We start from the raw sequence: 24,549 nt of genomic DNA on the forward strand, positions 1-24,549 counted from the left end.
GGAATCTGTAGCTTTTCGTCCACAGATCGACGGATTCAGTTGCGCAGCCCCCATCCGAGTGTCACGATCGGTACATGAGTCCGAAGACGCCTCCCCCCGCCCTCGACGACATCTCGAAGCGCATCGTCGAGCTGCTGCAGGAGGACGGTCGGCGTCCCTATGCGGAGATCGCCCGGGAGGTGGGGCTCAGCGAGGCCGCGGCCCGCCAGCGGGTGCAGCGGCTGACCGAATCGGGCCTGATCCAGATCGTCGCCGTGACCGACCCGCTGCAGCTCGGCTTCCACCGCATGTCGATGATCGGGATCCGGGTGTCCGGCGACCCCCGCGCGATCGCGGAGGAGCTCACGGCGATCCCGGAGCTCGCGTACGTCGTGGTCACTCTCGGGACGTTCGACATCCTCGTCGAGGCGGTGTGCGAGGACGACGACCACCTGCTCGACCTCATCGCCACCCGCATCCGTACCATCCCCGGCATCATCCAGACGGAGAGCCTGCTCTACGCCGGCCTCTACAAAGACCTCTACAACTGGGGAACGCGCTGACGCGCTCCCCTCGCATCGGAGTGAACATGGGCACCACGGTCTTCGAACGCCGGCGTCCTCCGCAGTCCGTCATCGACGACGCCCTGCGCGACACGGCCCTGTCGGTCTTCTGGCTCGACGACGTCGAGCGCCCCGCGCATCCGCCACTCCGCGGCACCGTGCACACGGACCTCGTGGTCGTCGGCGGCGGCTACACCGGACTCTGGACAGCCGTGCGCGCGAAGGAGCGGGATCCGGAGCGGAGGGTGGTCCTCCTCGAGGCGTCCCGCGTGGCCTGGGCGGCGTCCGGGCGCAACGGCGGCTTCTGCGAGTCCAGCCTCACGCACGGCCACGAGAACGGCGTGAACCGCTGGCCCGAGGAGATCGACCGTCTGGAGGAGCTGGGCCACGAGAACCTCGACGGCATCGCCGAGACCGTGCGGCGGTACGACATGGATGCCGAGTTCGAGCGGACGGGCCAGCTCGCGGTGGCCGTCGAGCCGCATCAGGTCGAGTGGCTGCGCGAGGAGGAGGGCTTCCTCGACCGGGAGGCGGTGCAGGCGGAGGTGCACTCGCCCACGTTCCTCGCCGGCGCGTGGGACCGGGACGGCTGCGCTCTCGTACACCCGGCGAAGCTGGGCCTGGAGCTCGCGCGGGTGGCCGCCGAGCTCGGCGTGGAGATCCACGAGCACAGCCTCGTCCGGCGGATCGAGGGCGCGGACTCCGGTCCGGTGACCCTCGTCACGGAGCACGGCCGGGTGACGGCCGACACGGTGGCGCTCGCGACGAACGTGTTCCCCTCGCTCCTGAAGCGCAACCGCCTCATGACGGTTCCCGTGTACGACTACGTGCTGATGACGGAGCCGCTGTCGGCCGAGCAGCTCGCGTCCATCGGCTGGCCGAACCGCCAGGGGCTCGCCGACAGCGCCAACCAGTTCCACTACTACCGCCTCACCGCCGACGACCGGATCCTGTTCGGCGGCTACGACGCGGTCTACCACTTCGGCGGCAAGGTGCGCCCCGCCTACGAGGATCGGATGGAGAGCCACCGGCGCCTGGCCTCGCACTTCTTCACCACGTTCCCGCAGCTCGCCGGCCTCCGCTTCACGCACCGCTGGGCCGGAGCGATCGACTCGTCGAGCCGGTTCTGCGCGTTCTTCGGCACCGCCCGCGGCGGCCGGGTCGCCTACGCCACGGGTTTCACCGGCCTCGGGGTCGGCGCCGCCCGGTTCGCTGCGGACGTGATGCTCGACAAGCTCGCCGGCGAGGAGACCGAGCGCACGCAGCTCCGGATGGTGCGCGAGAAGCCGATCCCGTTCCCGCCGGAGCCCGCCGCGTCCGTCGGCATCAACCTCGTCCGTGCCGCGATGGACAGGGCGGATCACAACGAGGGGCGCCGGAACCTGTTCCTGAAGACGCTCGACGCCCTCGGCATGGGGTTCGACTCGTGACCGCGCTCCCCCCGGGGGCCGTCGTCGACGCGGGGAGCCTCGCGCTGACGCACGCCCCGCTGCCCGACGAGGACGTCCGCGACGGCGCGCCGACCACGGCCTACGCGGTGCTCGACGATGCGGGCGGGATCGAGGTTGGGGTCTGGGAGATGACCGCGGGCACCGCGTCCGACATCGAGGAGGACGAGGTGTTCGTCGTGCTCTCCGGGCGCGCGACCGTGACGTTCACCGCGCCCGCGCTCCCTCCGGTGGAGCTCGGACCGGGGTCCGTGATGCGGCTCACGGCCGGCATGCGGACGGTCTGGACGGTGAGTGAGACCCTGCGGAAGGTCTCGATCGGGCTCTGACGCCTGCTGCCGACCAGGCCCGCTCAGGCCCGGCGGACCTCCGCGTGCGGGATGCGCGCGGCCATGACCCGCACCGCTTCCGGGTTGTCGTCCACGAGCACCGCCTCCCGACCGAGTGCGGAGGCCACGGCTCCGGTCGTACCGCTGCCCGCGAAGAGATCGAGCACGCGGTCGCCCGGCCGGCTCGACGCGGTCACGATGCGCCGGAGGACGCCCTCGGGCTTCTGCGTCGGATAGCCCGTCTTCTCCCGCCCGGTGGTGGGGACGATCGTGTGCCACCACACGTCCGTCGGCAGCTTGCCGCGCGCGGCCTTCTCCGCGGTCACCAGTCCCGGCGCCATGTACGGCTCCCGGTCGACGTCGTCGGAGTTGAACACGTACGTCCGCGGGTTCTTCACGTACACCAGGATCGTGTCGTGCTTGGTGGGCCACCGCCGCCGGGACTTCGCGCCGTAGTCGTACGCCCAGATGAGCTCGTTGAGGAAGCAGTCCCGGCCGAACACCGCGTCGAGCATGACCTTCGCGTAGTGCGACTCGCGGTAGTCCAGGTGCAGGTACAGGGTGCCGTCGTCGGCGAGCAGCCGCCAGGCCTCCTCCAGCCGCGGCATGAGGAAGGCGCCGTAGTCGTCGAAGCTGTCATCGTACGCGCGCAGCATGCCCCGCACCCGCTCGTACCGGTGCCCGTGGAAGCCGTGCCGCACCTCGGGCTCGCCGGGCGCCCGTTCAGAACCCAGGAGATCTGATGCGGTGTCGGCCGATTCGGAGCGGTTGCCATCCGGATCAGCCGATTCCTCCGGAGTTGTGAACGTGCGGCGGGCGGTGACCACCTGCCGCTCCCGCACTCTTCCGGTGTTGAACGGCGGGTCGAGGTAGACGAGCGTGAAGGATGCGGACGGGAGGGTCGCCGCGACCGCGAGGTTGTCCCCCTCGATCACCGACACCCGCCCCGGAACCTGCGTCCCTGAGCCGTCCTCCTGGGTCCCTGAGCCTGTCGAAGGGCGTGAGCCTGTCGAAGGGCTCACGGAACCCGGTGCAGCCACGCGTCGGTCGAGAACTTCGACTCCACCAGCGCCTGGGCATCGGCGTACTCGTCCGGCGTGATGCCGCCGTCCTCGGCGGAGGTGAGCGAGCGGAACGTGTCCTTGAAGCGCTCGATGATCTCGGCCCGCTCCAGTCCGGTCTGGCTGCGCAGCGGGTCGACGCGCTTGGCTGCCGAGGTCGTGCCCTTGTCGCTGAGCTTCTCGCGGCCGATGCGCAGCACCTCGGTCATCATCTGGCCGTCGATGTCGTAGGAGAGGGTGGCGTGGTGCAGCACGCCACCGTTCGCGAGGCGCTTCTGCGCGGCGCCGCCGATCTTGCCGGTCGGGCTCGCGATGTCGTTGAGCGGCTGGTAGACGGCGTCGATGCCGAGCGACCGGAGCGCCTGCAGCACCCAGTCGTCGAGGAACGCGTAGGAGTCGGCGAAGGTCATTCCCGCCACGAGCGAGGCCGGCACGTACAGCGAGTAGGTGATGATCTGCCCCGCGGCCATGAGCATCGCTCCGCCGCCCGAGATGCGGCGGACGACGTCGAAGCCGTGCTTCGCAGCGCCCTCGGGGTCGACCTCATTGCGGTACGACTGGAACGACCCGATGACGACGGCCGACTCGTCCCATTCCCAGATGCGCAGCGTCGGACGACGGCGCCCCTCGCCCACCCGGGAGGTGAGCACCTCGTCGAGGGCGAGGTTCATGCGCGGCGAGACCGCCTTCTCGTGGACGATCTCCCAGTCGAAGTCGCGCCACCCGGGCGCGGTGACCAGAGCGCGACGCACGGCGGTGCCCACGGCCTCGGGGCTGAAGCCGAGCAGCTGCGCCCCCTCGGGGAGGGCACCGCGGACGGCCGCGGCGATGGCCGTGGCGTCGGACTCGGCGGGGAGGCCCTCGACGGCGGCGTTGATGTCGTCGAGCGCGGAGTCCGGTTCGAGGAAGAAGTCCCCGGCGAGCCGGAACCGCGCGATCCGGTCGTTCTCGACCTCGAGGTCGACGACGACGAGCTTGCCCCCAGGAACCTTGTATTCACCGTGCACGGATCCAGCTTAAGGCGCACGCTGCCGCCGTGGTCAGCCGCCGAGCACGACCACGCGTTCCCCGGCCCTGATCGGCGTGGAGTAGCGGTTGCCGGGCGTGGGCAGGGGGCAGATGAACTGGTCGGAGAAGGCGCACGGCGGCAGGTACGCCCGGTTGAAGTCGATCACGGCGGACCCGTCGGCGGCGGGCTCGTCGACGGGGAGGAACCGGAACCGGTACGTCTCCAGCCCGTTCGTCCCGTCGGCGAAGACCGCACTCAGCGCTCCGCTCCCGCTGCGGGTGACCGTGAGCTCGCGCGGGGCCCCGGCGAGCTCGAACCGCAGGCGTCCGGCGATCGCGGTCTCGCGCTCCTCGCCGTCGACCGCCGTGACGACGATCCGCTCGTCTGGCGCGGGCTCGAACGTGGCCGGGATCCGCCATCGTTCGTCGGGGGCGTAGGCGTCGATCGCCGTGAACCACTCCCGCTGCGGACGAGCGGGGTTCCAGACGCGGAGGGCCAGCAGTCCGTTGCGGTCGAACACACGCAGCTCGCGCCGCCCGAGGCGCAGGGTCTGGGTGCCGCGGAGGGTGACGACCGACCCCGACGGTCCCAGTTCGCTGCCGCGGATGCCGCCGTCCCCGGTGAGGGCCCAGAGTCCGGGCACGCCGTCGACCGCGGCGGGTTCGGTGATGAGCCAGTTCGTCGACTCCAGCGCGGACGGCCCGTACTCCGACCCCGCATAGCGCTCGCGCGCCGCGTGCCACTCATGCCAGTCGGTCAGGAAGCTCATCGCCGCGGGCCCTCCCCCTCGCTCGTGCGGATGTGCCCCGAATCTAGGGCTGCCCCCACGGCCCGTGGCCTCCCTCCGTCACACGCCTTCACCCCGCGTCATCCCGCGTCACACACCTCTCGGCCCGTCCCTCCATCCGGTGCGGGATCACACCCGTCCCTCCCCACCCCCCTCCCCCGCCCGTTCCTGATCCCGCCCCCGGGCGCCCCCACCGCCGGCCTCCCGCGCGGGATCGAAACCGTCCCCCGCCACCCCATCCCGCGCCCGTTTCTGATCCCGCCAGCCAGACACGCCCGCCACACACCTCCCTCGGGATCGAAACCGCACCCGCCATCCCGTCCTCCGGCCCATTTCTGATCCCGCCACCGCGCGGCCCTCGGCCACGCGTACGCTCCGAACTCACCACCACCGCCCCTATCAGCGGCGCGGCCACCGGCGTACCCGCTCACCGCGTGTGTTCGAAAACGCTCTCCCGCCGCCCACCCCGGGCCCGAAAGTGATCCCGCAGGGCCGGAGGGAGGCACGAACGTTGTCCCGGAGTGGGGTGAGGCGCCCGTGATCCCGACGATGAGCGCGGGCGCCAACGTACCCGCTCACCGCGCGTGTTCGAAAACGCTCTTTCGCAGCCCGCCCCAGGCCGAAAGTGATCCCGCGAGACGGCCGGCGGCGCGAAAGTGATCCCGATACGTTGCCGCGGGCGCTGCCTCGTCGACGCGCGCCGAGGCCCCACACTCGCGCGAGGGCAAGAACGCACCTCTGGGACGTGCTCCGGGCGCCAAAGTGATCGCGCGTGGCGGACGGAAGGCGCGAAAGTGATGCCGGACCGGAACGGGCCGGACCGGAACGGGCCGGCCGGGGCGGGGGTCAGCGGGCGGGGATGTGGGCGTCGAGCCAGGCGAGCACGTCGGCGCGCACCTCGTCCTGCTGGAGCTCCTGGAAGATCTCGTGCCGCGCGTCGGGGTAGACGAGGGTCGTGACGTCGGTGAGCCCGGAGCGTCGGCGGTACGCGTCGGCGAGCTTGTGGACGCTGCGGGGACCGCCGACCGGATCGTCACGGCCGACGAGGAGCAGCACCGGAATGTCGCGCGCGAGGTGCTTCGCCGGACGCCCGTACAGCCGCGCCGCGTCGAGCAGGCCGAAGAGCTTGAGCAGCGGCACTCCCGTCGTGAGCGGATCCTCCTCGAAGGCCTTCCACACCGCGGGGTCGCGGCTCAGCCACTCGTATCCGGTCGCGTCGTCGGCAGCCCACGCGGCGTTCAGCGGCGCCGGATTCAGGGAGCGAGGCGTGCGCAGCGCCGAGCCGGACAGGATGACCGCATCGAAGGCCTCCGCGTGCTCGTTCACCAGCATCTGCGCGAGGAACGACCCCCACGAGTGCCCGAGGAGCACGAGCGGGAGGTCAGGGTTCTCGTCGCGGATGATGCCGGTCAGCTGCCAGACCGCGTCCTTGGCCGCCCGGAGTCCCCCGGGACCGAGCCGTCCGAGGCGGGCGGGGTCGCCGTGCTGACGCATGCCGGTGCGCCCGTGCCCGCGGTGGTCGTCGGCGTAGACGGTGAATCCCGCTCCAGTGAGCGCGGCGATCAGCGCGGGATACCGTCCCGCGTGCTCCCCCACCCCGTGCAGGAGCTGGACGACGCCGCGGGGCGTCCCCTCCGCCGGGTGGACGTCGTAGACGATGGCGATGCCGTGGCTGTCGGTGTACTCGCGGGTCTCGGTCATGGTCCTGCCTTACCGGTCGGTCTCCGCGAGGGCGTCGTGGATGGCGTCGCGGATGGCGAAGGCGATGTCGCGATCCGTCACCTCGTAGCCGCCGACCCCGTCGGAGGCGGAGCCCATGCGCACGCCGCCGTCCTCGGTCACGGCCCGCTTCGCGGAGAAGTGGAGGGCGTCCACCCCGGCCCGGGCGAGCACCGGAGCGCTCGCGACGTCGACGCCGCTGCCGGCCATCACCTCGATCTGCCCCTCGGCTGCGGCGACGAGCGCGCGCAGGGTGTCGATGCCGTCGATCGCTGCGGACGCCCCTCCGGAGGTGAGCACGCGCCGGAGCCCGAGCTCCCTCGCGGCCCGCAGGGTCGCCACCGGGTCGGCGGTCACGTCGATCGCGCGGTGCAGGGTCGCCGGAGCTCCCCCGGCCGCATCCCGCAGCCGGGCCATGGCGTCGCGATCCAGTCGGCCCTCGCCGTCGAGCGCGCCGATCACCACTCCCGCTGCGCCCGCCGCGACCGCGTGCCGCACGTCGCGTTCGGCGACGGCCAGCTCATCGGCGCTGTAGTGGAAGCCGCCGGCGCGCGGACGGATGAGGACGTGCACCTCGGGGCCGCTCGCCCCCGCGGCTTCGAGCGCGAGCTCCAGGGTGGCCGGCGACGGGGTGAGCCCGCCCAGCGCGAGGGCCGTGGCGAGCTCGACGCGAGCGGCGCCGACCTCGGCGGCGATGCGCACTCCGGCGGGATCCTGGACGGCGATTTCGAGAGGGATCGTTCGGGTCACCCCTCCATTGTGCCCGCTGACCTCGGCTCCCCCGGCCCTCGGGGCAGAAATATTAGATAGACTAACTAAGTATGTCTGCGTCCGATGATTCCCTGCACCTCACCGCCACAGACCTCCGCATGGCCACGTTCCGGCTCGCCCGCCGGCTCCGCTGCGCCCGTGCCGCCGACATGATGAGCGACACTCAGCTCGCCGTCCTCGCCGACCTCCGCATGAACGGTCGGCGCACGATCTCCACCCTCGCCGAGCGCGAGCGCGTGACCGCCCCGTCGATGACGAGCATCGTGAACGGCCTGGAGGAGCAGGGCTATGTCGCCCGCACCCCCGACGAGGACGACCGCCGCCGCGTGCAGGTGGATATCACCCCCGCCGGCGTCGAGATCGTCGTCGAGACCATCCGCCGCCGCGACGTGCTGCTGGCCGGCATGCTCCGCGAGGTCGACTACACCGAGGAGGAGCTGGCGACGCTGCGAGAAGCCAGCGCCCTGATGCGGAGGGTGGTGGAGCGATGAACGCCATGTTCCGCTCCTTCGCGAACATCAACTACCGGATCTGGTTCGCCGGAGCCCTCGTGTCGAACGTCGGCGGGTGGATGCAGGCCACCGCGCAGGACTGGGTCGTGCTGACCGAACTCACCGACAACGACGCGACCGCGATGGGCGTCACCATGGCGCTGCAGTTCGGTCCTCCCCTGGTTCTCGTGAGCCTGACCGGCTGGGTCGCGGATCGCTTCGACCGGCGGAAGATCCTCCTGACCACGCAGACCGCGCTCCTCGCTCTCGCGATCGCCGTGGGCTCCCTGCTGCTCGCCGGGGTGATGACCCTGCCGATGATGCTGACCTTCGCCCTCGGATTCGGCATCGTCAACGCCTTCGATGCCCCCGCGCGGCAGGCCTTCGTGTCGGACATGGTGTCCGCGACCGAGACTTCCAACGCCGTGGCGCTCAACTCCGCCTCCTTCAACCTCGCCCGGATGATCGGCCCCGCGGTCGGCGGTCTGCTCATCGTCGCGATCGGCTCCGGCTGGGTGTTCATCGTCAACGCCGCGACGTTCCTCGCCATGATCGTCGCGCTGCTGCTCATGCGCACGCACCTGCTCGCACCGCGGCCGAAGAACCGCAACCGCGGCGGTCTCGCCGAGGGGTTCCGGTACGTCTGGGCGCGCAGCGACCTCAAGGTCGTGTTCGTGACCGTGTTCCTCATCGGCGCGTTCGGCATGAACTTCCCGATCTTCGCCTCGACCATGGCGCTGGAGTTCGGAGCCGGCGCCGACGGGTACGGGGTGCTGAGCTCGGTGCTCGCGATCGGGTCCCTGATCGGCGCCCTCCTCGCCGCGCGTCGGGACCGGGCGAGGGTGCGCGTGGTGATCCTCGCGGCGGGCGGCTTCGGGATCGCCGCCTTCGTCTCGGCCGCGATGCCCACCTACCTCTCCTATGCGGTCACGCTCACGTTCACCGGCTTCATGATCGTGACGCTGCTGACCACGGCCAACGGCTACGTGCAGATCACGACGGATCCGGCACTGCGCGGACGCGTGCTCGCCCTCTACATGGCCGTCATCATGGGGTCGACTCCGGTCGGCGCGCCGATCGCCGGCTGGGTCGCCGACGCGTTCGGTCCTCGTGCCGCCATCATGCTCGGCGGGACCGCCGGCTTCATCGCGTGCGCGATCGGCGTGACCTGGGTGCTCACGTCAGGGCGTCTGCGCCGTGAGGAGAGCAGCCGCTTCCGGCTGACGCTCGACGAGACCCGGCCGCTGCGCGTCGTGCAGCCCGTCGAACCGGTCGACTACACGGAGAAGGCGGCGGCGACCACGCCCATCCGCCTCCCGCGCCGCGACGGCGAGTGAGCTGCGAAGGCGTTTGTCAACGCCTTCCTCATCACGGCCCGGCGGTCGTAGCGTCGGGTCATGGACGAGAACATGAGCACCCCGCACCCGCAGGATCCGGCCGAAGGCGCTCCCGGCGTCGACGTCCCTGACGAGAACTCCGGCCAGGGCGACGGCACCGGCGGCGCGATCCAGGGCGACAGCTCCCGCGGCGAGTCGACCGGCGGCGCCATCCAGGGCAGCTCCGGCCCGGGCCGCGACGCTCCGCTGGGCGGCGACGAGAACACCGAGGACGAGCTCGCGGCCGACAACGCCGCCGAGGAGGACACCCTCCGCACGCTCGACCCCGACTCCCCGCCGGCCTGACCCGTCGACCCACCCCTTTTGAGACGAGCCACCCCCTTGCGAACGTTCGCAAGGGGGTGGCTCGTACAGAAGGGGGTGGGTCGGCCGCGGTCAGGCGTCGAGCACCACCTTGAGCTGCTCGACGGCCCAGTCGAGCTCCGTGGCCCGGATGACGAGCGGCGGGGCGATGCGGATGGTCTGCCCATGCGTGTCCTTCACGAGCACACCCCGGTCGAGCAGCTTCTCCGCGATCTCGCGGCCGGTGCCGATGGCAGGGTCGATGTCGACGCCCGCCCACAGCCCGGCGATGCGCACTTCCGTGACCCCATTGCCGATCAGCGGCTGCAGCGCCTGCTCGAGGTGCGCGCCCAGCGCCCGCGCACGCTCCTGGAACTCGCCCGTCTGCAGCATCTCCACCACGCGGAGGCCGACGGCCGCCGCGAGCGGGTTGCCGCCGAACGTGGAGCCGTGCTCGCCGGGGCGGATCACGCCCAGCACATCCGTGTTCCCCACCACGGCCGAGACCGGCAGGATGCCGCCGCCGAGCGCCTTGCCCAGCAGGTACAGGTCCGGAACGACGCCTTCACGGTCGCACGCGAAGGTCTCGCCGACCCGGCCAAGGCCGGCCTGGATCTCATCGGCGATGAACAGCACGTTCTTCTCGTCGCAGATCTCGCGGATGCGGCGCAGGTACCCCTCCGGCGGGATCACGACCCCGGCCTCGCCCTGGATCGGCTCCACGAGCACGCCCGCCGTGTCCTCCGTGATCGCCGCGGCGATCGCCTCCGCGTCGCCGAACGGCACGCGGTCGAAGCCCGGCGTGTAGGGGCCGAAGTCGTCGTGCGCGGTCTCGTCGTCGCTGAAGCTGACGATCGTCGTCGTGCGGCCGTGGAAGTTGCCCTTCGCCACGACGATCCGCGCCTTCCCCTCGGGGATGCCCTTCACGCGGTAGCCCCAGGCCCTGGCGACCTTGATTCCGGTCTCCACCGCCTCGGCGCCCGTGTTCATCGGCAGCACGAGCTCCTTGCCGCAGAGCTCGGCGAGGGCGGCGGCGAAGGGCTCCAGCATGTCGCTCTGGAACGCCCGGCTGACGAGCGTGACCCGACCGAGCTGCTCGGTCAGCGCCGCGACGAGCGCGGGGTGCCGGTGCCCGAAGTTGACCGCGGAATAAGCCGCGAGCAGGTCGAGGTACCGCTTGCCCTCGACGTCGGTGACCCATGCCCCCTCGCCGCGCGCGATCATCACGGGCAGCGGGTGGTAGTTGTGCGCGACGTGCGGCTCGGCGACCGCGCTGGGTCCCTGAGCCTGTCGAAGCGTCGAAGCGTCCGTTCCCTGGGTCGAAGCGTCCGTTCCCTGGGTCGAAGCGTCCGTTCCCTGGGTCGCTGAGCTCGTCGAAGCGCTCGCCGCCTGCTCGATCGTCACTTCGCACCCCGCAGCTCGAGCGTGCAGCACTTGATCCCGCCGCCACCGAGGAGGAGCTCGGACAGGTCGACGGTGATCGGGTTGTAGCCGCGCTCCCGGAGCTGCTGCTCGAAGCCCTTCGCCCGCGGCGAGATGATGACGTTGTAGCCGTCGCTCGAGGAGTTCAGGCCGAACACCGCGCCGTCCTCGTCCGACACGAGGATCGCGTCCGGGAAGCGCTTCTCCAGCTCGGCACGGCTGGCGTCGTCGAAGGCCCCGGGGAGGTAGGCGATGTTCGCCCGCTCGGGACCGCCGTTCTCCCCGCCCTGCACGGGGTCGAGCACCGCGATCGCGGTGTCGAGGTGGTAGAAGCGGGGGTCGGTGAGGTTCAGCGACACGACCTCGCGGCCGAAGACCTCGCCGACCTCGCGGTGGCTGTCGCCGGTGGAGCGGAAGCCCGTGCCCGCGAGGATCACGTCGCCGACGAGCAGGAAGTCGCCCTCGCCCTCGTTGACCTCCTTCGGCATCACCGTGTCGTAGCCCGCGGCGCGGAACCAGTCGGCGAAGGCCGGAGCCTCGCCCTGGCGCTCGACGAACCGGAACTCCGGCACGTAGGCGCGGCCATCGATGAGGAAGCCGCCGTTGGCCGTGTAGACCATGTCCGGGTAGCCGGGGAGCGGATCGATGAGCTCGACCTCGTGACCGAGCTCGACGTACAGGTCATAGAGCTTCTGCCACTGGGCGACGGCGTTGGCGGTGTCGGTCGGCCGCGACGGCTCCATCCACGGATTGATGGAGTAGTTCACCGTGAAGTGCTCGGGACGGCACATCAGGTAGTGGCGGCGGTGCGCGGTGCGCGTGGGGGCGGTGGTGACGGCGGTCTCCGGCGTCGACATGGATGCTCCTCGTGTGAACGGGCGCGGCGGACGCTGTCCAGGGGCCCGGCGGTCCTTCGACCCCCTGCTCGGAAGAGGCGGAGGGGAAGATGCGACTCGGGCACGCCGGTGACCATTGTGCCACCGGACCCTGGGCGCCACCAGCATCCGTCCCGTGTCGCCCTCAGCCCTCGCGCTGCGTCACCACGACCTTGCCGACCGTGTGCCCGGCTTCGACGTGCGCGAGCGCGGACACCGCCTCGTCGAATGGATACATGCGCTCGATCACCGGTACCAGATGCCCCTCCTCCACGAGCTCGAGCAGCTTCGTGAGGACCTCAGGGCGCGGGGTCGCCGTGAGCGACACCACCCGCGGCCCGCGGAGCGAGAGCACGGCGGCGCGGATCATCCGCGGCACCGGACCGAGCACGCGTCCGCCGTCGCCGGTCACGAGCACCACGCGGCCACCCGGACGGACGAGGCGCTGCAGCTCGCGGATCGGCACCCCTCCCGCGATGTCGATGACGGCGTCGAACCGCGAGGAGGGCAGGTGCGTGAGCGGAGACGTGCGGTGATCGAGCGTGCGCACGGCTCCGAGGCGTTCCAGCAGCAGGGCATTGCGCGCGCCACACGTCGCCCAGACCTCGGCCCCGCGGAGCGCCGCGAGCTGCACGGCGAACGTCCCCACGCCGCCGGACCCCCCGATCACGAGGACCCGCTGCGCACGGTGCCGCAGCCCCACCCCGGCGGCGTCGAGCGCCTGCCACGCGGTTCCTCCGGCGATCGGCAGGCAGGCCGCCGCCTCGGGCGTCACATCGGGCGGGACGGGCACGACGCGGTCGGCCGCGATGCGGGCGTGGGAGGCGAGGCCGCCGCCGCCCTGGAGCTCCCCGACGACGAGTTCACCGAGTTCGGCGTTCACCACGTCGGCGCCGACCGCCACGACGGTGCCGGCGACGTCGAGTCCCCGCACCGGGTGCTTCGGGCGGGTGAGCCCGAAGAACGGCCGGACCAGCAGCGGGTCGCCGAGGAGCAGCCGCACGTCGCCGGCGTTGAGGGCGGTGGCCTGCACGCGCAGCACGACCTCGCCGCGATGCGCCTGGGGGACGGGCTGCCGGGTCAATGTCGTCCCGGCGGCCGGGCCGTACGTCCCGCGGGTCCAGGCGGGCATCGTCTCGGTCATGCGGCACCTCCGGGGTCGGTCGGATACGCGAACAGGTCGTCGATCCCGACCCCGAACGCCCGGGCGATCTGGAACGCGAGCTCGAGTGTCGGCGAGTACTTCTGCTGTTCGATCGCGATGAGGGTCTGCCTGGTGACCCCGATCGTGCGGGCGAGCTCGGCCTGCGTGAGTCCGGCGCGCTCGCGATGGGCGCGGATGGTGTTGGAGACGAGGGTGGGCTTGACCATCAGCGGAGCCCCCGGCGGTACGCGATCGCCCGGGCGACACCGCCGACGACGGCCGCCACGAGGAACCCGGCGAACATGGTGTTCGCGATCCAGAACACGTCGGCGCCGAGACCGCAGAGGACGATGACCCCGAGGCCGGCGATGGTGACGAAGGCCTGCTCCACGCGGGCCCCCATCCGGCCGATGTCCCGGTCGCGGATGTCGGAGCGGCCGACGCCGTCCGGATCGGACATCCCGGCGATGATCCCCCAGAGGACGCTGAGCACGATCGTCCCGACGATGCCCCCGCCGATCGTCCACAGCATCAGCGGGAACCAGTCCGTGGCGGTGAGCGGACCGCCGCCGGCCTGCTGCAGCAGCAGCACGACGTAGACGACCGCGACGATCGGGCTGACGATGAGCCCGGCCCAGACGTTGCGCTCCTCGTAGACCATGCGAATCTCCTCGTGTCAAAAATTCTTGACACGAGACTACGACCGCACTCCCGAGCGTGTCAAGAATCTTTTACACCTGTTCGCGTCCCCACCCCGTCCCTCCCCACAGCCTCTCCCGGGATCACAATCGCACCCCCGCACCGCCTCTCCCGTCCGTTTCCGATCCCGCGTCCCCTTCCCTCCCCCACACCCCGCGACGCGGGATCAATAACGCCCCTCCCCAGGCCCCCGACGCACCTTTCCGATCCCGCGTCCCAGGAACCTCCCCTGCCCGCCGCAGCCCCCGCCTCCCGCACACCCACCGCAGGCGGGATCGAAAACGCACCCCCGTCGCTCCGCAGCGGCACGTTTTGGCACCCGCACCGAAACCGGCGCGGTGGCCCCCGGCGGGCGGGATCAGAAACGCACCCCGGATGGCGAGGGGAGGCGCCTTTTCGCACCCGCACCGGAACGGGCGGGGGTCAGATGACGGAGGCGCTCCAGGGGTCGGGGTTTCCATAGCGGTGCGCGGTGATCGAGACGGATTGCTCGTGCACGAACGGAAGGAGCTCGATGCGGGCGGCCGCCGTCACCTCCGCGTCGTATACCGCGAGGTCCGGGTCACCGCCGGTGGCCACCGCCAACGCGGAGCGCAGCGCCGCCACCGACTGCCGTCCGCCCACGAGCCGCACGCGCTCATGCCGCGGAAGCACCGGAACCCCCGCGTCTCCCGAGGACCCCTCGCCCTCGGCCACCTGCATCCGCTGGAGCCACTCGTCCTCCGTCTCCAGGAACACCACGGCGTCCAGGTCGCCCAGAGCATGCCGCACGCCCGCCGGAAGCCCGACCGGAGTGGACACCACGAAGCCTGCCCCCGCGCGCACGCCCGCGATCACGACCCGCAGCAGGTCGTGCAGGGCGGCGTCCTCGGTGGCGCGGATCTCCACGGGGACGGGCCGGTAGCGGAAGAGGTTGCGCTCGATCTCCAGCCGCGACACGTCCCGCACCCGCCCGAACTCCCGGTCCCAGGCCAACGCGTCCGACAAGGCGGACCGCCGGAGCCACTCGAAGGACTCGAACGGGAGGGACGGCTGCGCGGCCTCGATGAGCCCCGTGATCCGGGAGTCGAGCCCCCGCAGATGAAGGGTGCTCGACGCCGGGGACCCGTGCTGGGCGCGCCACGACCCGAGTCCGATGAGGTGGTTCGGCCCGCCCGGCTTGGCACCGGCCCCGACGGAGGAGCGCTTCCACCCGCCGAACGGCTGCCGCTGCACGATCGCCCCCGTGGTGCCGCGGTTGACGTAGAGGTTCCCGGCCTGCACACGGTCGAGCCAGAAGGAGAGGTCGTCCGGGTCCTGCGTATGCAGCCCCGCGGTGAGGCCGTAGGCGACGGCGTTCTGCAGGTCGACGGCCTTGGCGAGGGTCGGGGCGTGCATGATCCCGAGGACCGGGCCGAAGAACTCCTCGGTGTGGAAGCGGGAGCCGGACTGCACGCCGACCCGCACGCCGGGGCGCCAGAGCCGTCCGCTGCCGTCGTCGGCGCGGTCGAGGGCGGGTTCGATGAGCCACCGCTCGTCGCCCTCCAGCTCGGAGAGGGCCCAGGCGAGCTTCCCCTCGGGTTTCTCGATCACCGGGCCCACCTCGGCGAGCGGATCCGAGGGCCAGCCGACCCGCAGCGAGCGGACCGCGTCGGCGAGCTGACGGGCGAAACGCTGCGAGCGCCCCACCGGCCCGACGAGGATCGCGAGCGACGCCGCGGAGCACTTCTGCCCCGCGTGCCCGAACGCGCTCTTCACGAGGTCGGCCACGGCGAGGTCGAGGTCGGCCGAGGGCGTGATGATCATGGCGTTCTTGCCGCTGGTCTCCGCGAGCAGGGGCAGGTCGGGACGCCAGGAGCGGAACAGCGCCGCGGTCTCCCACGACCCGGTGAGGATCACCCGGTCCACCGCCTCGTCCGTGATGAGCGCACGGCCGAGGTCGCCTTCCTCGATGTCGACAAGGGCGAGAGCCTCACGGGGAACGCCGCCGTCCCACAGGGCCTCCACGAGCACGGCCGCACACCGCCGCGCCTGCGGGGCGGGCTTCAGGACCACGCCGGAGCCCGCGGCGAGCGCCGCCAGCACGCCACCCGCGGGGATCGCGAGCGGGAAGTTCCACGGCGGCGCGACGACGGTCACGCGGGCGGGGACGAACACGGCGCCGGAGATCGCATCGAGCTCACGGCAGGTCGCGGCGTAGTACCGGGCGAAGTCGACGGCCTCGCTCACCTCCACGTCGGCTTCGGCGAAGACCTTGCCGGTCTCCACGGCCGCGACCTCGATCAGCTCCCCACGCCGGGATTCGAGCGCCGCCGCCGCGCGCAGCAGCACCTCGGCGCGTTCGGCCGCAGGACGCGATCCCCACGCCGCCGCCGCGCCCTGCACGCCGCGCACGATGCGTCCGAGGTCGTCGGCGTCGTCGACGCGGGCGGCGTCCAGAACCTCCGTCCCGACCGTCGAGTCCGCGAGCCGGGCGCGGATCCCCGCCGCCCACTCGCGGTTGGCGGGGAGGGCGAGATCCGTGTCGGCCGTGTTCTCGAAGCCCGGGGCGCCCCCGGTGTCCTCCCCGCGCTCGCGCGCCGCGTACACGGCGGTCTCGAGGTAGGCGCCGGTGTCGGCGTCGTCCGAGCCGCGCACGATGCCGAGCACGGCCTTCGTGAGATCGGCCTCTGCGACCGGGCCGACCGGCGCCGGCCGCACGGACTCGTGCACCGGCGCGAGGCGGTCCTGCGTGCGGCGCGGACCGAGGCCGAGGGCCGGGTCACCCGCCCGGTCGAGAGCGTCGAGGAAGCGGTCCGCCTCCCGGGCGAAGAGCGTCTCGTCGTCGTGCAGGTGGAACGCCGCGGAGAGGAAGTTCTCGGACGACGCGTTCTCCTCCAGCCGCCGCACGAGGTAGCTGATGGCCACGTCGAACTCGGCGGGCGCGACGACCGGCACGTACAGCAGCACCGGACCCACTTCCCGGGAGACCGCCTGCACCTGCCCCTGGGCCATGCCGAGCAGCATCTCGAACTCGACCGCGTCGCGGACGCCGCGCTCCCCGGCCAGCAGCCACGCGTGGGCGATGCCGAAGAGGTTGTGGCCGGCCACGCCGATCCGCACCGAGGACGTGTGCTCGGGCTGCAGCGCCCAGTCCAGGCAGCGCAGGTAGTTGGCGTCGGTGTCGAGCTTCGTGTCGTAGGGTGCGGGCGTCCACCCGTGCAGCGTCGCCTCGACGTGCTCCATCGCGAGGTTCGCACCCTTCACGAGGCGTACCTTGATGCGGGCTCCCCCGTGGATCACGCGGTCCTGCGCCCAGGCGGTGAGCTCCTGGAGGGCCGGGAGCGCGTCGGGCAGATAGGCCTGCAGCACGATCCCGGCCTCGAGTCCGGTGAGCCGCGGGTCCTCCAGGAGCCGCGTGAAGACGGCGATCGTGAGGTCGAGGTCGCGGTACTCCTCCATGTCGAGGTTGATGAAGGTGCCGTCTCCCGCAGCCGTCACGTACAGCGGGAGCAGCCGCTCCACGACCCGGTCGACGACCTCGTCGAAGCCCCACATCGAGATGCGGCTGACGATCGCGGAGACCTTGACCGAAACGTAGTCGACGTCCGGACGCCGGATGAGCTCGTGGATGCCGTCGAGCCGCCGCTGCGCCTCCGCCTCGCCCAGCACCGCCTCCCCGAGGAGGTTGAGGTTCAGACGCGAGCCCGACTCCCGCAGCTTCTCGATCGCGGGTCCGAGCTTCGCGGGTCGCGCGTCCACCACGAGGTGCCCCACCATCTCGCGCAGCGCCCGCCGCGCGAGGGGGACGACCGGGGTCGGCAGCACCGGGGCGACGCCGCCGCCGAGCCGCACGGCGGAGCGCAGGTACCACGGCAGGAACTCCGGCACGATGGGCGCGATCCGGCGCAGCTGGGCGGCCGCGGCGGTCAGGCTCTCCGGCCGCATCACGCCGTCGACGAAGCCGAGGGTGAACGGCAGACCGTTGGCGTCGCGCAGGACACCGGCGAGGCGTTCCGCGGCGGGGTCGACGTCGGCCGCGGCCGCCTCGATCACCCAGCGGCGCGCGAGCTCGACGGCCTGATCGGCGAGGGATGCGGATGCCCCCGCCTCCGCGGAGGATGACGACGACTCTGCCATGTGACCACCCTAGGTCTCCGGTCGCGGAATCCCGGGGTGCCCGACCGGGCGGGCCCCAGTCGGGTCAGTTCCAGATGCTGGGGGCGGGGGTGCGCACGGGAGGGAGGGCGGACGCGGCGGCCCAGTCGTGCACCCACGCGTCGATCTCGGGCACCCCGTCGGGCTTGCCCACCGCGGCGAAGAGCTCCTCGTTGCTGACCGTGCCGCCGGAGCGCCGCAGCACGCGGGCCCGCACGATGGCCCGGGCGTAGACCTCGCCGCCGACCACGGCGCGATGCTCCAGGAACAGGGCCTTCTCGTCGTGCCCGATGAAGCGGGACTGCACCTCGAACCGCTGCCAGAGCTGGAGCGACTTGCGGAAGGTGATCGTCTCGCTCGACACGACCGCGTACCAGCCCTGCTCCTTCATCACGTCGAACAGCCCCGTGCGGATGAGGTGGTCCCAGCGGCCGAGGTCGAACAGCGACAGATAGCGGCCGTTGTTCATGTGGCGGAGGATGTCGAGGTCCGTGGGCAGGGTGGTCACCGTCACGGTGCCGACGGCGGTGGGGTCGAGGGTCTTCCCCTGCCGCACGCGACGACGCGCACCGAGGATCACGAGGAGGGTCCGCCAGATCACGTTCACGAGGACTGATCGTAGCCATCCGCGCACGACGGTCGAACTTCGTTGTCCGATTCCTCCATGCCCCCGGTGGCCCTCTCGGCGGCCGTCACCCCGATTTCCGATTTCCACGGACCCGCCGTAGAGTCACCGCATGAGCGCCGAAGCCCAGCCCGAAGTCATCGTCCGTCCGGTCCGTGATGTGGATGCGGAAGCCCTCGGTCGCGTGCATGCGCAGTGCTGGCACGAGACCTACGATCACCTCATCAGCAAGGCGGCGCTGGAGAAGGTCTCGCCCCGCCGTATGGCCGAGCTGTGGACGCACTGGGCCTCGCAGGGTCCCGACTTCAAGATGAACGCGGCGCTCGTCGACGGCGAGATCGTCGGCTTCGTCGGCTCGGGTCCGGCCCGCGACAAGGACGCCCCGGCGTTCCGCGAGCTGTACTTCATCTACCTGCTCGACGCATACCACTCGACGGGCATCGGACAGAAGCTCTTCGACGCGGCCGTCGAGAAGGACGAGCCGCTCTACCTCTGGGTCGCCGAGGACAACCCCCGCGCGCACCGGTTCTACACGCGCAACGGGTTCCACCTCGACGGCGCCGCGCACACCGAGCCGTTCCTCGGCGAGACGCTCACCGAGGTCCGCTTCGTGCGTCCCTGACCCTCGTCCTCACCGGAAGGGCCGCCCCGCGGGGCGGCCCTTTTCGTCTGCCCTCAGAGGCGTTCGATGATCGTGACGTTCGCGACGCCGCCGCCCTCGCACATCGTCTGCAGGCCGTACCGGCCGCCGGTGCGCTCCAGCTCGTTGAGCAGGGTCGCGAGGATGCGGGTGCCGGTCGCGCCGATCGGGTGTCCCAGCGCGATGCCGCCGCCGTTGACGTTCACCTTCTCGTGCGGCGCACCGGTCTCGCGCATCCAGGCGAGCACGACCGAGGCGAACGCCTCGTTGACCTCGAACAGGTCGATGTCCTCGATCCGGAGCCCTGTGCGCTCCAGCGCGTGCCTGGTGGCCGGGATCGGCGCGGTGAGCATGAGCACGGGGTCGTCGCCGCGGACGGAGACGTGGTGGATGCGAGCGCGCGGGGTGAGGCCGTGCTCCTGCACCGCCCGCGCACTGGCGATGAGCACGGCACTCGACGCATCGCTGATCTGCGACGCGACCGCCGCGGTGATCCGCCCGCCGGGCGTGAGCGGCGGCAGCCCGGCCATGCGTTCGAGGCTGGTGTCCCGGCGCACGCCCTCGTCGTGGTCGAGCCCGGCGAGCGGCGCGATCTCCGCCGCGAAGCGCCCCTCGTCCTGGGCGACGGCCGCCCGGCGGTGGCTCTCCAGTGCGTATTGCTCCATCTCCTCCCGCGAGATGTTCCACCGCTCGGCGATGAGCTCCGCACCCCGGAACTGCGAGATCTCCTGGTCGCCGTACCGCTCCTGCCATCCGGGCGACTCGGCGTACGGCGTCGTGAAGCCGTACTCCCGGCCGACGGTCGCGGCCGCGGTGAGCGGGATCCGCGACATGTTCTGCAGCCCGCCGGCGATCACGAGGTCGCTGGTGCCGCTGAGCACCGCCTGCGTGGCGAAGTGCACGGCCTGCTGACTGGATCCGCACTGGCGGTCGATCGTCACGCCGGGCACGTGCTCCGGGAAGTCGGCGACGAGCAGCGCGGTGCGGGCGACGTTCCCGGCCTGCCCGCCGATCGCATCGATGGCTCCGAGGATCACGTCGTCCACGGCGCCGGGGTCGATGCCGGTCCGGTCGACGAGGGCCCGCAGACTGTGCGCGCCGAGGTCGGCGGGGTGGATCTCCGCGAGAGCGCCGCCTCGGCGTCCGACCGGCGAACGGACCGCGTCGACGATGTAGGCCTCTGCCATGATCTCCCTCTCCTCAGTCCTCCGTGCCGGCGGGCAGGAGCAGCCGGAAGCGCTCGCACAGCACCGGCATGTCAGGGGCGTAGCCGCGCGGGCTCTCGGAGTGGGTGCGCCAGTAGCGCTCGTGCACCTCGCGCCAGTGCGCCAGGGTGCGGTCCCCCTCCCCCTCAGCGAAGGCGTGCGCCTCGTCGACCTCGTCGAAAGGCACGATGTCGATCGCCGTGGTCTCGATCACGGCGCGCGGGGCGCCGGTTCCGTCGAGGATGATGCTGAGCTCGCCGACGGTCGGCAGCGGATCCCCCGTCTCCTCATAGTCCCAGACGGAGGACGCGGTGCCCACCTTGATGCCGCGGAGCACGAGCTCCAGGAGCTCGTCGGCGTGCTCCGGCGTCGCGCCGAAACCCCACGCCTCGGGAAGAGCCTCGGGAAGGTGCGGCAGCGCGATGCGGGCCTCTCGCCAGTACTCCTCGATGGCGGTGCGGTCGGTCATGGATCAGCGCCCCGAGACCTTGCCGAACGCCTTCGCGATCGGCGCGAGCACGAGCGGGCGCGCCGCGACCCACGCGATCGCGATCACGACGAGCGAGGCGATGAACACCCAGAACCCCGTCCACGTCGCGGCATCCTGGGCGGCGAACATGTGGTTGAGGTTGCGCAGGAAGCCGGTCAGCATCACGAGCGCGACGTGCGCGATGATGAACGCCACGAAGTAGAGCATCACCGGGAAGTGCAGGGCGCGCGCCCACTCCACCGGGTACGCCTTCGACAGGCGCTCCGCCTTCTTGGGCCAGAGCCCCGACATGCGGAACCCGGTGACGGCAGCGAGCGGTGCCGCGAGGAAGACGGTGACGAAGTAGGCGAGCTGCTGCAGGCTGTTGTAGTTGTTCCAGCCGTTCTCGTGCGGCCAGTCGAACGAGATGTACTGCAGTGCCGCCGAGAGCGCGTTCGGGAAGACCTCCCAGCTCGTCGGCACGATCCGCACCCAGTGCCCCGTGGCGAACAGCAGCACCACGAAGATCACGCCGTTCAGCAGCCACAGGATGTCGAGCGCCTGATGGAACCAGAGGTTCAGGCTGATCTTGCCCTTCGGGTTGTTCCGCGGCGTCCAGAACACGCTCGGACGCTTCTCGGTGCGCACCTGCAGCCCCGAGCGGATGATCAGCACGATCAGGAACATGTTGAAGAAGTGCGCCCAGTTGACCCACGGCGCGAAGCCGGGCTCGACCGGGATCGGCGGCTCGTACTCGCCCGGGAAGGCTGCCAGGAAGTCCTGCATGAACGGGAGGCTCAGCAGCGTGCGGACGAGAGCCACGGCCGCGGCCGCGAGCACGCCGAGAGCGGCGGCGCCGAACAGCACCGCGATCGCCTGGGTCCAGGTCGGGCGCCGGCGAGCGGGCGGGGTGGTCGAGGCGGCGGCCGGGAGGTGTCGGGGGGCACGACCGTTCCAGACCGTGCGGGTCCAGGGCAGCGGTGTGCTGATGTCGGCGGCCGGGGCGAGCGCGGTGCCGGGGATGGCGGGCTCCGCCGTCGCGGGTGCCGCGGCCGGAGCCGGAGTCTCCGCGATCGCGGGGGCGTCCGCCGCCACGGCCGAGAAGGTGTCGGCGGTCGCCCGTGCGGGCACGGTCCCCGCGGGCGGCCAGGGCTCGCCGCCCGGGACACGGGGCAGTCCACGACGGACGCTCTCGCCTCCGGCGGGCGACGCAGCGGCGGGCGTCGCCGCAGGCGCCGAGGCCGTCGCGGCGGCAGCCTGCTCGGCAGCAGGCGCAGCGGCAGCGGCAGCGGCGGACGGCGCGGCGGCGGACGGCGCGGCGGCGGACGGCGCAGCCGCCCCCGGAAGCGCAGCGGGTGGGGACGGGGCCGTCGGCGCAGCTCCGACCGCGGACGGCGGCCAGGGATCGCCGCCGGGCACGCGCGGAAGGCCCCGACGGAGGGCCGGACGCGGTGCGGCGTCCTCCGACAGCGAGGGGGTCGCGACAGCGGCCTCGACCTCGGCGGCCCCGCGCTCGACGCGCTCCGTCGTCGCGGACACCGGCGCCTCGACGGCGGCCACCTCGGCCACGGCGGCCACCCCGACGGCATCGACCGCATCGACGGTCACGTCGGCGGGCGGCCACGGCTCGCCGCCCGGCACCCGCGGAAGCCCGCGGCGCAGCACCCGCGTCGCCATGACTACTTCTTCCGCGCCTCGAGCGCGGCGATCACCTGCGGGACGATCGCGAACACGTCGCCGACGATGCCGAAGTCGGCGACGTCGAAGATGGGCGCTTCCGGGTCCTTGTTGATCGCCACGATGTTCTTCGACGTCTGCATGCCGGCGCGATGCTGGATCGCGCCGGAGATCCCGAGCGCGACGTAGAGCTGCGGCGACACCGAGACCCCGGTCTGCCCGACCTGGTGGGACTGCGGGATGTAGCCCGCGTCGACTGCGGCGCGCGAGGCGCCGACCGCGGCTCCGAGGGCGTCGGCGAGCTCCTCCACGAGCACGAACTTCTCCTTCGAGGCGAGACCCCGGCCGCCCGACACGACGCGGGTCGCTCCGCGCAGCTCGGGCCGGGACGAGGTGGCCTCGACCGTCTCGACGGGCCCCGCCGTCGCGGCGACCGCTCCGGACGGAGTGACCGCGAGCTGTTCGACCTGCGGGGAGGCGACCGCCTCGGCCCTGGCCTCCACCGCACCCTGGCGCACCGTGACGACGAGCGTGCCGTACGTCGCGGCCGCGTCGACGAGGTACGCCCCGCCGTAGACCGAGTGGTGGGCGACGATGCCCTCGTCGTCACGGGAGACCCCGACCGCATCCACGGCGAGAGCACTCTTCGTCCGCACCGCGAACCGCCCGGCGACATCGCGTCCGGAGATCGAGTTAGAGATGAGGACGGCCGCGGGCTGCACCTGCGCGGCGGCGGCCTGCAGCGCGTCCACGATCGGGACCGTCAGCGCGGACGGGTCGCCGTCGGCCGTGAGCACGACCGCGGCTCCGGCCTCCGCCGCCTGGGCGACTGCGGCGTCGGAGCCGCCGACGATCACCGCGACCGGTGTGCCGATGCCCGCCGCCGCGCCGAGGAGTCCGGCGGTGCTGCTGGCGAGTGCACCGGACGGGTCGACGTCGAGGAGCACGAGGATCGGGTTCTCGGGGTACGCCATGTCACACCAGCCTGTTCTGCACGAGGAACTCGACGAGCTTCTCGGCGGCATCGCCCTCGTCGGTGATCTTGACCCCGGCCGCCCGCGGAGGCTTCTCGGAGACCGCGGTCATGATGGTGCGCGGAGCGAGTGCCGGGTCGGCCGACACGTCGAGGTCGGCGAGGGACAGCACCTCCAGCGGCTTCTTCTTCGCCGCCATGATGCCCTTGAAGTTCGGGAACCGGGCGTCCGGGAGCGCCTCGGTGATGGAGATCACTGCGGGCAGCGGCGCGGTGACCTGCTGGTTGCCCGCGTCGGCACCCCGGGTACCGGAGACGCCCTCGGCGGTGATCTCGACCGCGGTGAGGGCGGTGGCCTGCGCCCAGCCGAGGTGCTCGGCGAGCATGGCGGGGAGGACGCCGCCGGCGCCGTCGGTGGACAGGTTGCCGGTGATGACGAGGTCGGGCGCTCCGCGGCGGATCGCGGCGGCGAGGACCTCGGCGGTGAAGCCCAGGTCGGCACCGACGAGCTGCTCGTCGACGATGTGCACGGCTGACCCGGCACCGATCGCGAGGGCGCGTCGCACGGAGGCGGTCGCGCTTTCCGGCGCCATCGTCAGGGCCACGACCTCGGTGCCCTCGTTCTTGTCGGCGTGGGCCAGGGCGACCTCGAGGGCCCGTTCCGTGATCTCGTCGAGGACCACATCCCCCGCGCCGCGTTCGGCGAGTCCGGTCTCGAGATTCAACGTGCGATCGCCATAGGTGTCCGGCACCTCTTTGACCAGGACGAAGATCTTCATCGAATGCTCCTCACGACACGCTGAGTCTATCCGCACGCTCTTCTATGTAGCCAAAGGCGGAGGGATCCGCAGGTGGTACCCCCGATTTC

The 24,549-nt window shown here is 71.8% G+C and carries 24 protein-coding genes; 7 read left to right on the plus strand and 17 right to left on the minus strand.

Going from position 1 to position 24,549, the window contains the following annotated elements; genetic code table 11:
• The first annotated feature begins 74 nt into the window (after positions 1 to 74).
• The 3 genes from KZC57_RS07955 to KZC57_RS07965 are packed head-to-tail and all read left to right on the plus strand — an operon-like array spanning position 75 to position 2,319.
• Positions 75 to 542: an Lrp/AsnC family transcriptional regulator gene (locus KZC57_RS07955; protein WP_025105441.1), complete on the plus strand. Its 468-nt coding sequence runs from the start codon at positions 75 to 77 to the stop codon at positions 540 to 542.
• 26 nt (positions 543 to 568) lie between these two features.
• On the plus strand, positions 569 to 1,972 hold the full coding sequence (locus KZC57_RS07960) for an FAD-binding oxidoreductase (RefSeq protein ID WP_247641435.1): 1,404 nt from the start codon (positions 569 to 571) through the stop codon (positions 1,970 to 1,972).
• The gene (locus KZC57_RS07965) at positions 1,969 to 2,319 is read left to right on the plus strand and encodes a cupin domain-containing protein (RefSeq protein ID WP_247641436.1); all 351 of its coding nucleotides are present in this window, start codon (positions 1,969 to 1,971) and stop codon (positions 2,317 to 2,319) included. The genes KZC57_RS07960 and KZC57_RS07965 overlap by 4 nt, the downstream gene beginning before the upstream one ends.
• A gap of 23 nt (positions 2,320 to 2,342) precedes the next feature.
• Here the strand turns inward: KZC57_RS07965 and KZC57_RS07970 are convergent, their stop codons facing one another.
• The 5 genes from KZC57_RS07970 to KZC57_RS07990 all read right to left on the minus strand — a co-directional run bounded on the left by KZC57_RS07970 (position 2,343) and on the right by KZC57_RS07990 (position 7,645).
• Complete coding sequence (locus tag KZC57_RS07970) at positions 2,343 to 3,260, minus strand: site-specific DNA-methyltransferase (protein ID WP_247641615.1); 918 nt, start codon at positions 3,258 to 3,260, stop codon at positions 2,343 to 2,345.
• Positions 3,261 to 3,337: 77 nt separating this feature from the next.
• Positions 3,338 to 4,387: a biotin/lipoate A/B protein ligase family protein gene (locus KZC57_RS07975; protein WP_025105437.1), complete on the minus strand. Its 1,050-nt coding sequence runs from the start codon at positions 4,385 to 4,387 to the stop codon at positions 3,338 to 3,340.
• Between the two features lie 33 nt (positions 4,388 to 4,420).
• Positions 4,421 to 5,158 (minus strand): DUF1684 domain-containing protein, encoded by a 738-nt coding sequence (locus KZC57_RS07980; protein ID WP_105950480.1) that lies wholly within the window; start codon positions 5,156 to 5,158, stop codon positions 4,421 to 4,423.
• 864 nt (positions 5,159 to 6,022) lie between these two features.
• Positions 6,023 to 6,877: an alpha/beta fold hydrolase gene (locus tag KZC57_RS07985; protein ID WP_247641437.1), complete on the minus strand. Its 855-nt coding sequence runs from the start codon at positions 6,875 to 6,877 to the stop codon at positions 6,023 to 6,025.
• A 9-nt stretch (positions 6,878 to 6,886) separates the two neighbouring features.
• The gene (locus tag KZC57_RS07990) at positions 6,887 to 7,645 is read right to left on the minus strand and encodes a copper homeostasis protein CutC (RefSeq protein WP_247641438.1); all 759 of its coding nucleotides are present in this window, start codon (positions 7,643 to 7,645) and stop codon (positions 6,887 to 6,889) included.
• 71 nt (positions 7,646 to 7,716) lie between these two features.
• Between KZC57_RS07990 and KZC57_RS07995 the strand changes: the two genes are divergently transcribed.
• The 3 genes from KZC57_RS07995 to KZC57_RS08005 are packed head-to-tail and all read left to right on the plus strand — an operon-like array spanning position 7,717 to position 9,839.
• Positions 7,717 to 8,157 (plus strand): MarR family winged helix-turn-helix transcriptional regulator, encoded by a 441-nt coding sequence (locus KZC57_RS07995; protein WP_247641439.1) that lies wholly within the window; start codon positions 7,717 to 7,719, stop codon positions 8,155 to 8,157.
• A gap of 5 nt (positions 8,158 to 8,162) precedes the next feature.
• The gene (locus tag KZC57_RS08000; protein ID WP_060922638.1) at positions 8,163 to 9,494 is read left to right on the plus strand and encodes an MFS transporter; all 1,332 of its coding nucleotides are present in this window, start codon (positions 8,163 to 8,165) and stop codon (positions 9,492 to 9,494) included.
• Positions 9,495 to 9,554: 60 nt separating this feature from the next.
• Positions 9,555 to 9,839, plus strand: a complete 285-nt coding sequence (locus KZC57_RS08005) for a hypothetical protein (protein WP_060922636.1) — start codon at positions 9,555 to 9,557, stop codon at positions 9,837 to 9,839.
• Between the two features lie 90 nt (positions 9,840 to 9,929).
• Here the strand turns inward: KZC57_RS08005 and rocD are convergent, their stop codons facing one another.
• The 7 genes from rocD to KZC57_RS08040 all read right to left on the minus strand — a co-directional run bounded on the left by rocD (position 9,930) and on the right by KZC57_RS08040 (position 18,699).
• Positions 9,930 to 11,240: an ornithine--oxo-acid transaminase gene (rocD, locus tag KZC57_RS08010; RefSeq protein ID WP_247641440.1), complete on the minus strand. Its 1,311-nt coding sequence runs from the start codon at positions 11,238 to 11,240 to the stop codon at positions 9,930 to 9,932.
• A complete protein-coding gene (gene ddaH / locus KZC57_RS08015; protein ID WP_247641441.1) occupies positions 11,237 to 12,115 on the minus strand; it encodes a dimethylargininase in 879 nt (292 codons plus the stop codon). Before ddaH ends, rocD begins: the two co-directional genes overlap by 4 nt.
• A 163-nt stretch (positions 12,116 to 12,278) precedes the next feature.
• A complete protein-coding gene (locus tag KZC57_RS08020) occupies positions 12,279 to 13,277 on the minus strand; it encodes an NAD(P)-dependent alcohol dehydrogenase (RefSeq protein WP_247641442.1) in 999 nt (332 codons plus the stop codon).
• Positions 13,274 to 13,504 carry a helix-turn-helix transcriptional regulator gene (locus KZC57_RS08025; RefSeq protein ID WP_060922632.1) on the minus strand — a complete coding sequence of 77 codons (231 nt, stop codon included), beginning with the start codon at positions 13,502 to 13,504 and terminating at the stop codon, positions 13,274 to 13,276. Before KZC57_RS08025 ends, KZC57_RS08020 begins: the two co-directional genes overlap by 4 nt.
• Positions 13,504 to 13,938 (minus strand): hypothetical protein, encoded by a 435-nt coding sequence (locus tag KZC57_RS08030; protein WP_060922631.1) that lies wholly within the window; start codon positions 13,936 to 13,938, stop codon positions 13,504 to 13,506. The genes KZC57_RS08025 and KZC57_RS08030 overlap by 1 nt, the downstream gene beginning before the upstream one ends.
• A 461-nt stretch (positions 13,939 to 14,399) precedes the next feature.
• Positions 14,400 to 18,074: a proline dehydrogenase family protein gene (locus KZC57_RS08035; protein ID WP_247641443.1), complete on the minus strand. Its 3,675-nt coding sequence runs from the start codon at positions 18,072 to 18,074 to the stop codon at positions 14,400 to 14,402.
• Positions 18,075 to 18,138: 64 nt separating this feature from the next.
• Positions 18,139 to 18,699: an acyl-CoA thioesterase gene (locus tag KZC57_RS08040; RefSeq protein WP_025105424.1), complete on the minus strand. Its 561-nt coding sequence runs from the start codon at positions 18,697 to 18,699 to the stop codon at positions 18,139 to 18,141.
• A 130-nt stretch (positions 18,700 to 18,829) separates the two neighbouring features.
• Between KZC57_RS08040 and KZC57_RS08045 the strand changes: the two genes are divergently transcribed.
• Positions 18,830 to 19,339: a GNAT family N-acetyltransferase gene (locus KZC57_RS08045; RefSeq protein WP_060922628.1), complete on the plus strand. Its 510-nt coding sequence runs from the start codon at positions 18,830 to 18,832 to the stop codon at positions 19,337 to 19,339.
• Between the two features lie 53 nt (positions 19,340 to 19,392).
• Here the strand turns inward: KZC57_RS08045 and KZC57_RS08050 are convergent, their stop codons facing one another.
• Genes KZC57_RS08050 through KZC57_RS08070 form a run of 5 tightly spaced genes read right to left on the minus strand, consistent with a single transcriptional unit; the run spans position 19,393 to position 24,460 of the window.
• Positions 19,393 to 20,544 carry an acetyl-CoA C-acetyltransferase gene (locus KZC57_RS08050; RefSeq protein ID WP_217584579.1) on the minus strand — a complete coding sequence of 384 codons (1,152 nt, stop codon included), beginning with the start codon at positions 20,542 to 20,544 and terminating at the stop codon, positions 19,393 to 19,395.
• A gap of 13 nt (positions 20,545 to 20,557) precedes the next feature.
• Positions 20,558 to 21,031 (minus strand): ASCH domain-containing protein, encoded by a 474-nt coding sequence (locus KZC57_RS08055; RefSeq protein ID WP_247641444.1) that lies wholly within the window; start codon positions 21,029 to 21,031, stop codon positions 20,558 to 20,560.
• Positions 21,032 to 21,034: 3 nt separating this feature from the next.
• Complete coding sequence (locus tag KZC57_RS08060; RefSeq protein ID WP_247641445.1) at positions 21,035 to 22,708, minus strand: cytochrome b/b6 domain-containing protein; 1,674 nt, start codon at positions 22,706 to 22,708, stop codon at positions 21,035 to 21,037.
• 2 nt (positions 22,709 to 22,710) lie between these two features.
• On the minus strand, positions 22,711 to 23,682 hold the full coding sequence (locus KZC57_RS08065; RefSeq protein WP_247641446.1) for an electron transfer flavoprotein subunit alpha/FixB family protein: 972 nt from the start codon (positions 23,680 to 23,682) through the stop codon (positions 22,711 to 22,713).
• 1 nt (position 23,683) lies between these two features.
• Positions 23,684 to 24,460, minus strand: coding sequence for an electron transfer flavoprotein subunit beta/FixA family protein (locus KZC57_RS08070; RefSeq protein ID WP_247641447.1), 777 nt, complete (start codon positions 24,458 to 24,460; stop codon positions 23,684 to 23,686).
• Between the last annotated feature and the right edge of the window lie 89 nt (positions 24,461 to 24,549).

Origin of the sequence: Microbacterium sp. KSW4-4, from assembly GCF_023091185.1 — a bacterium.
Classification (GTDB): Bacteria; Actinomycetota; Actinomycetes; order Actinomycetales; family Microbacteriaceae; genus Microbacterium; species Microbacterium paraoxydans.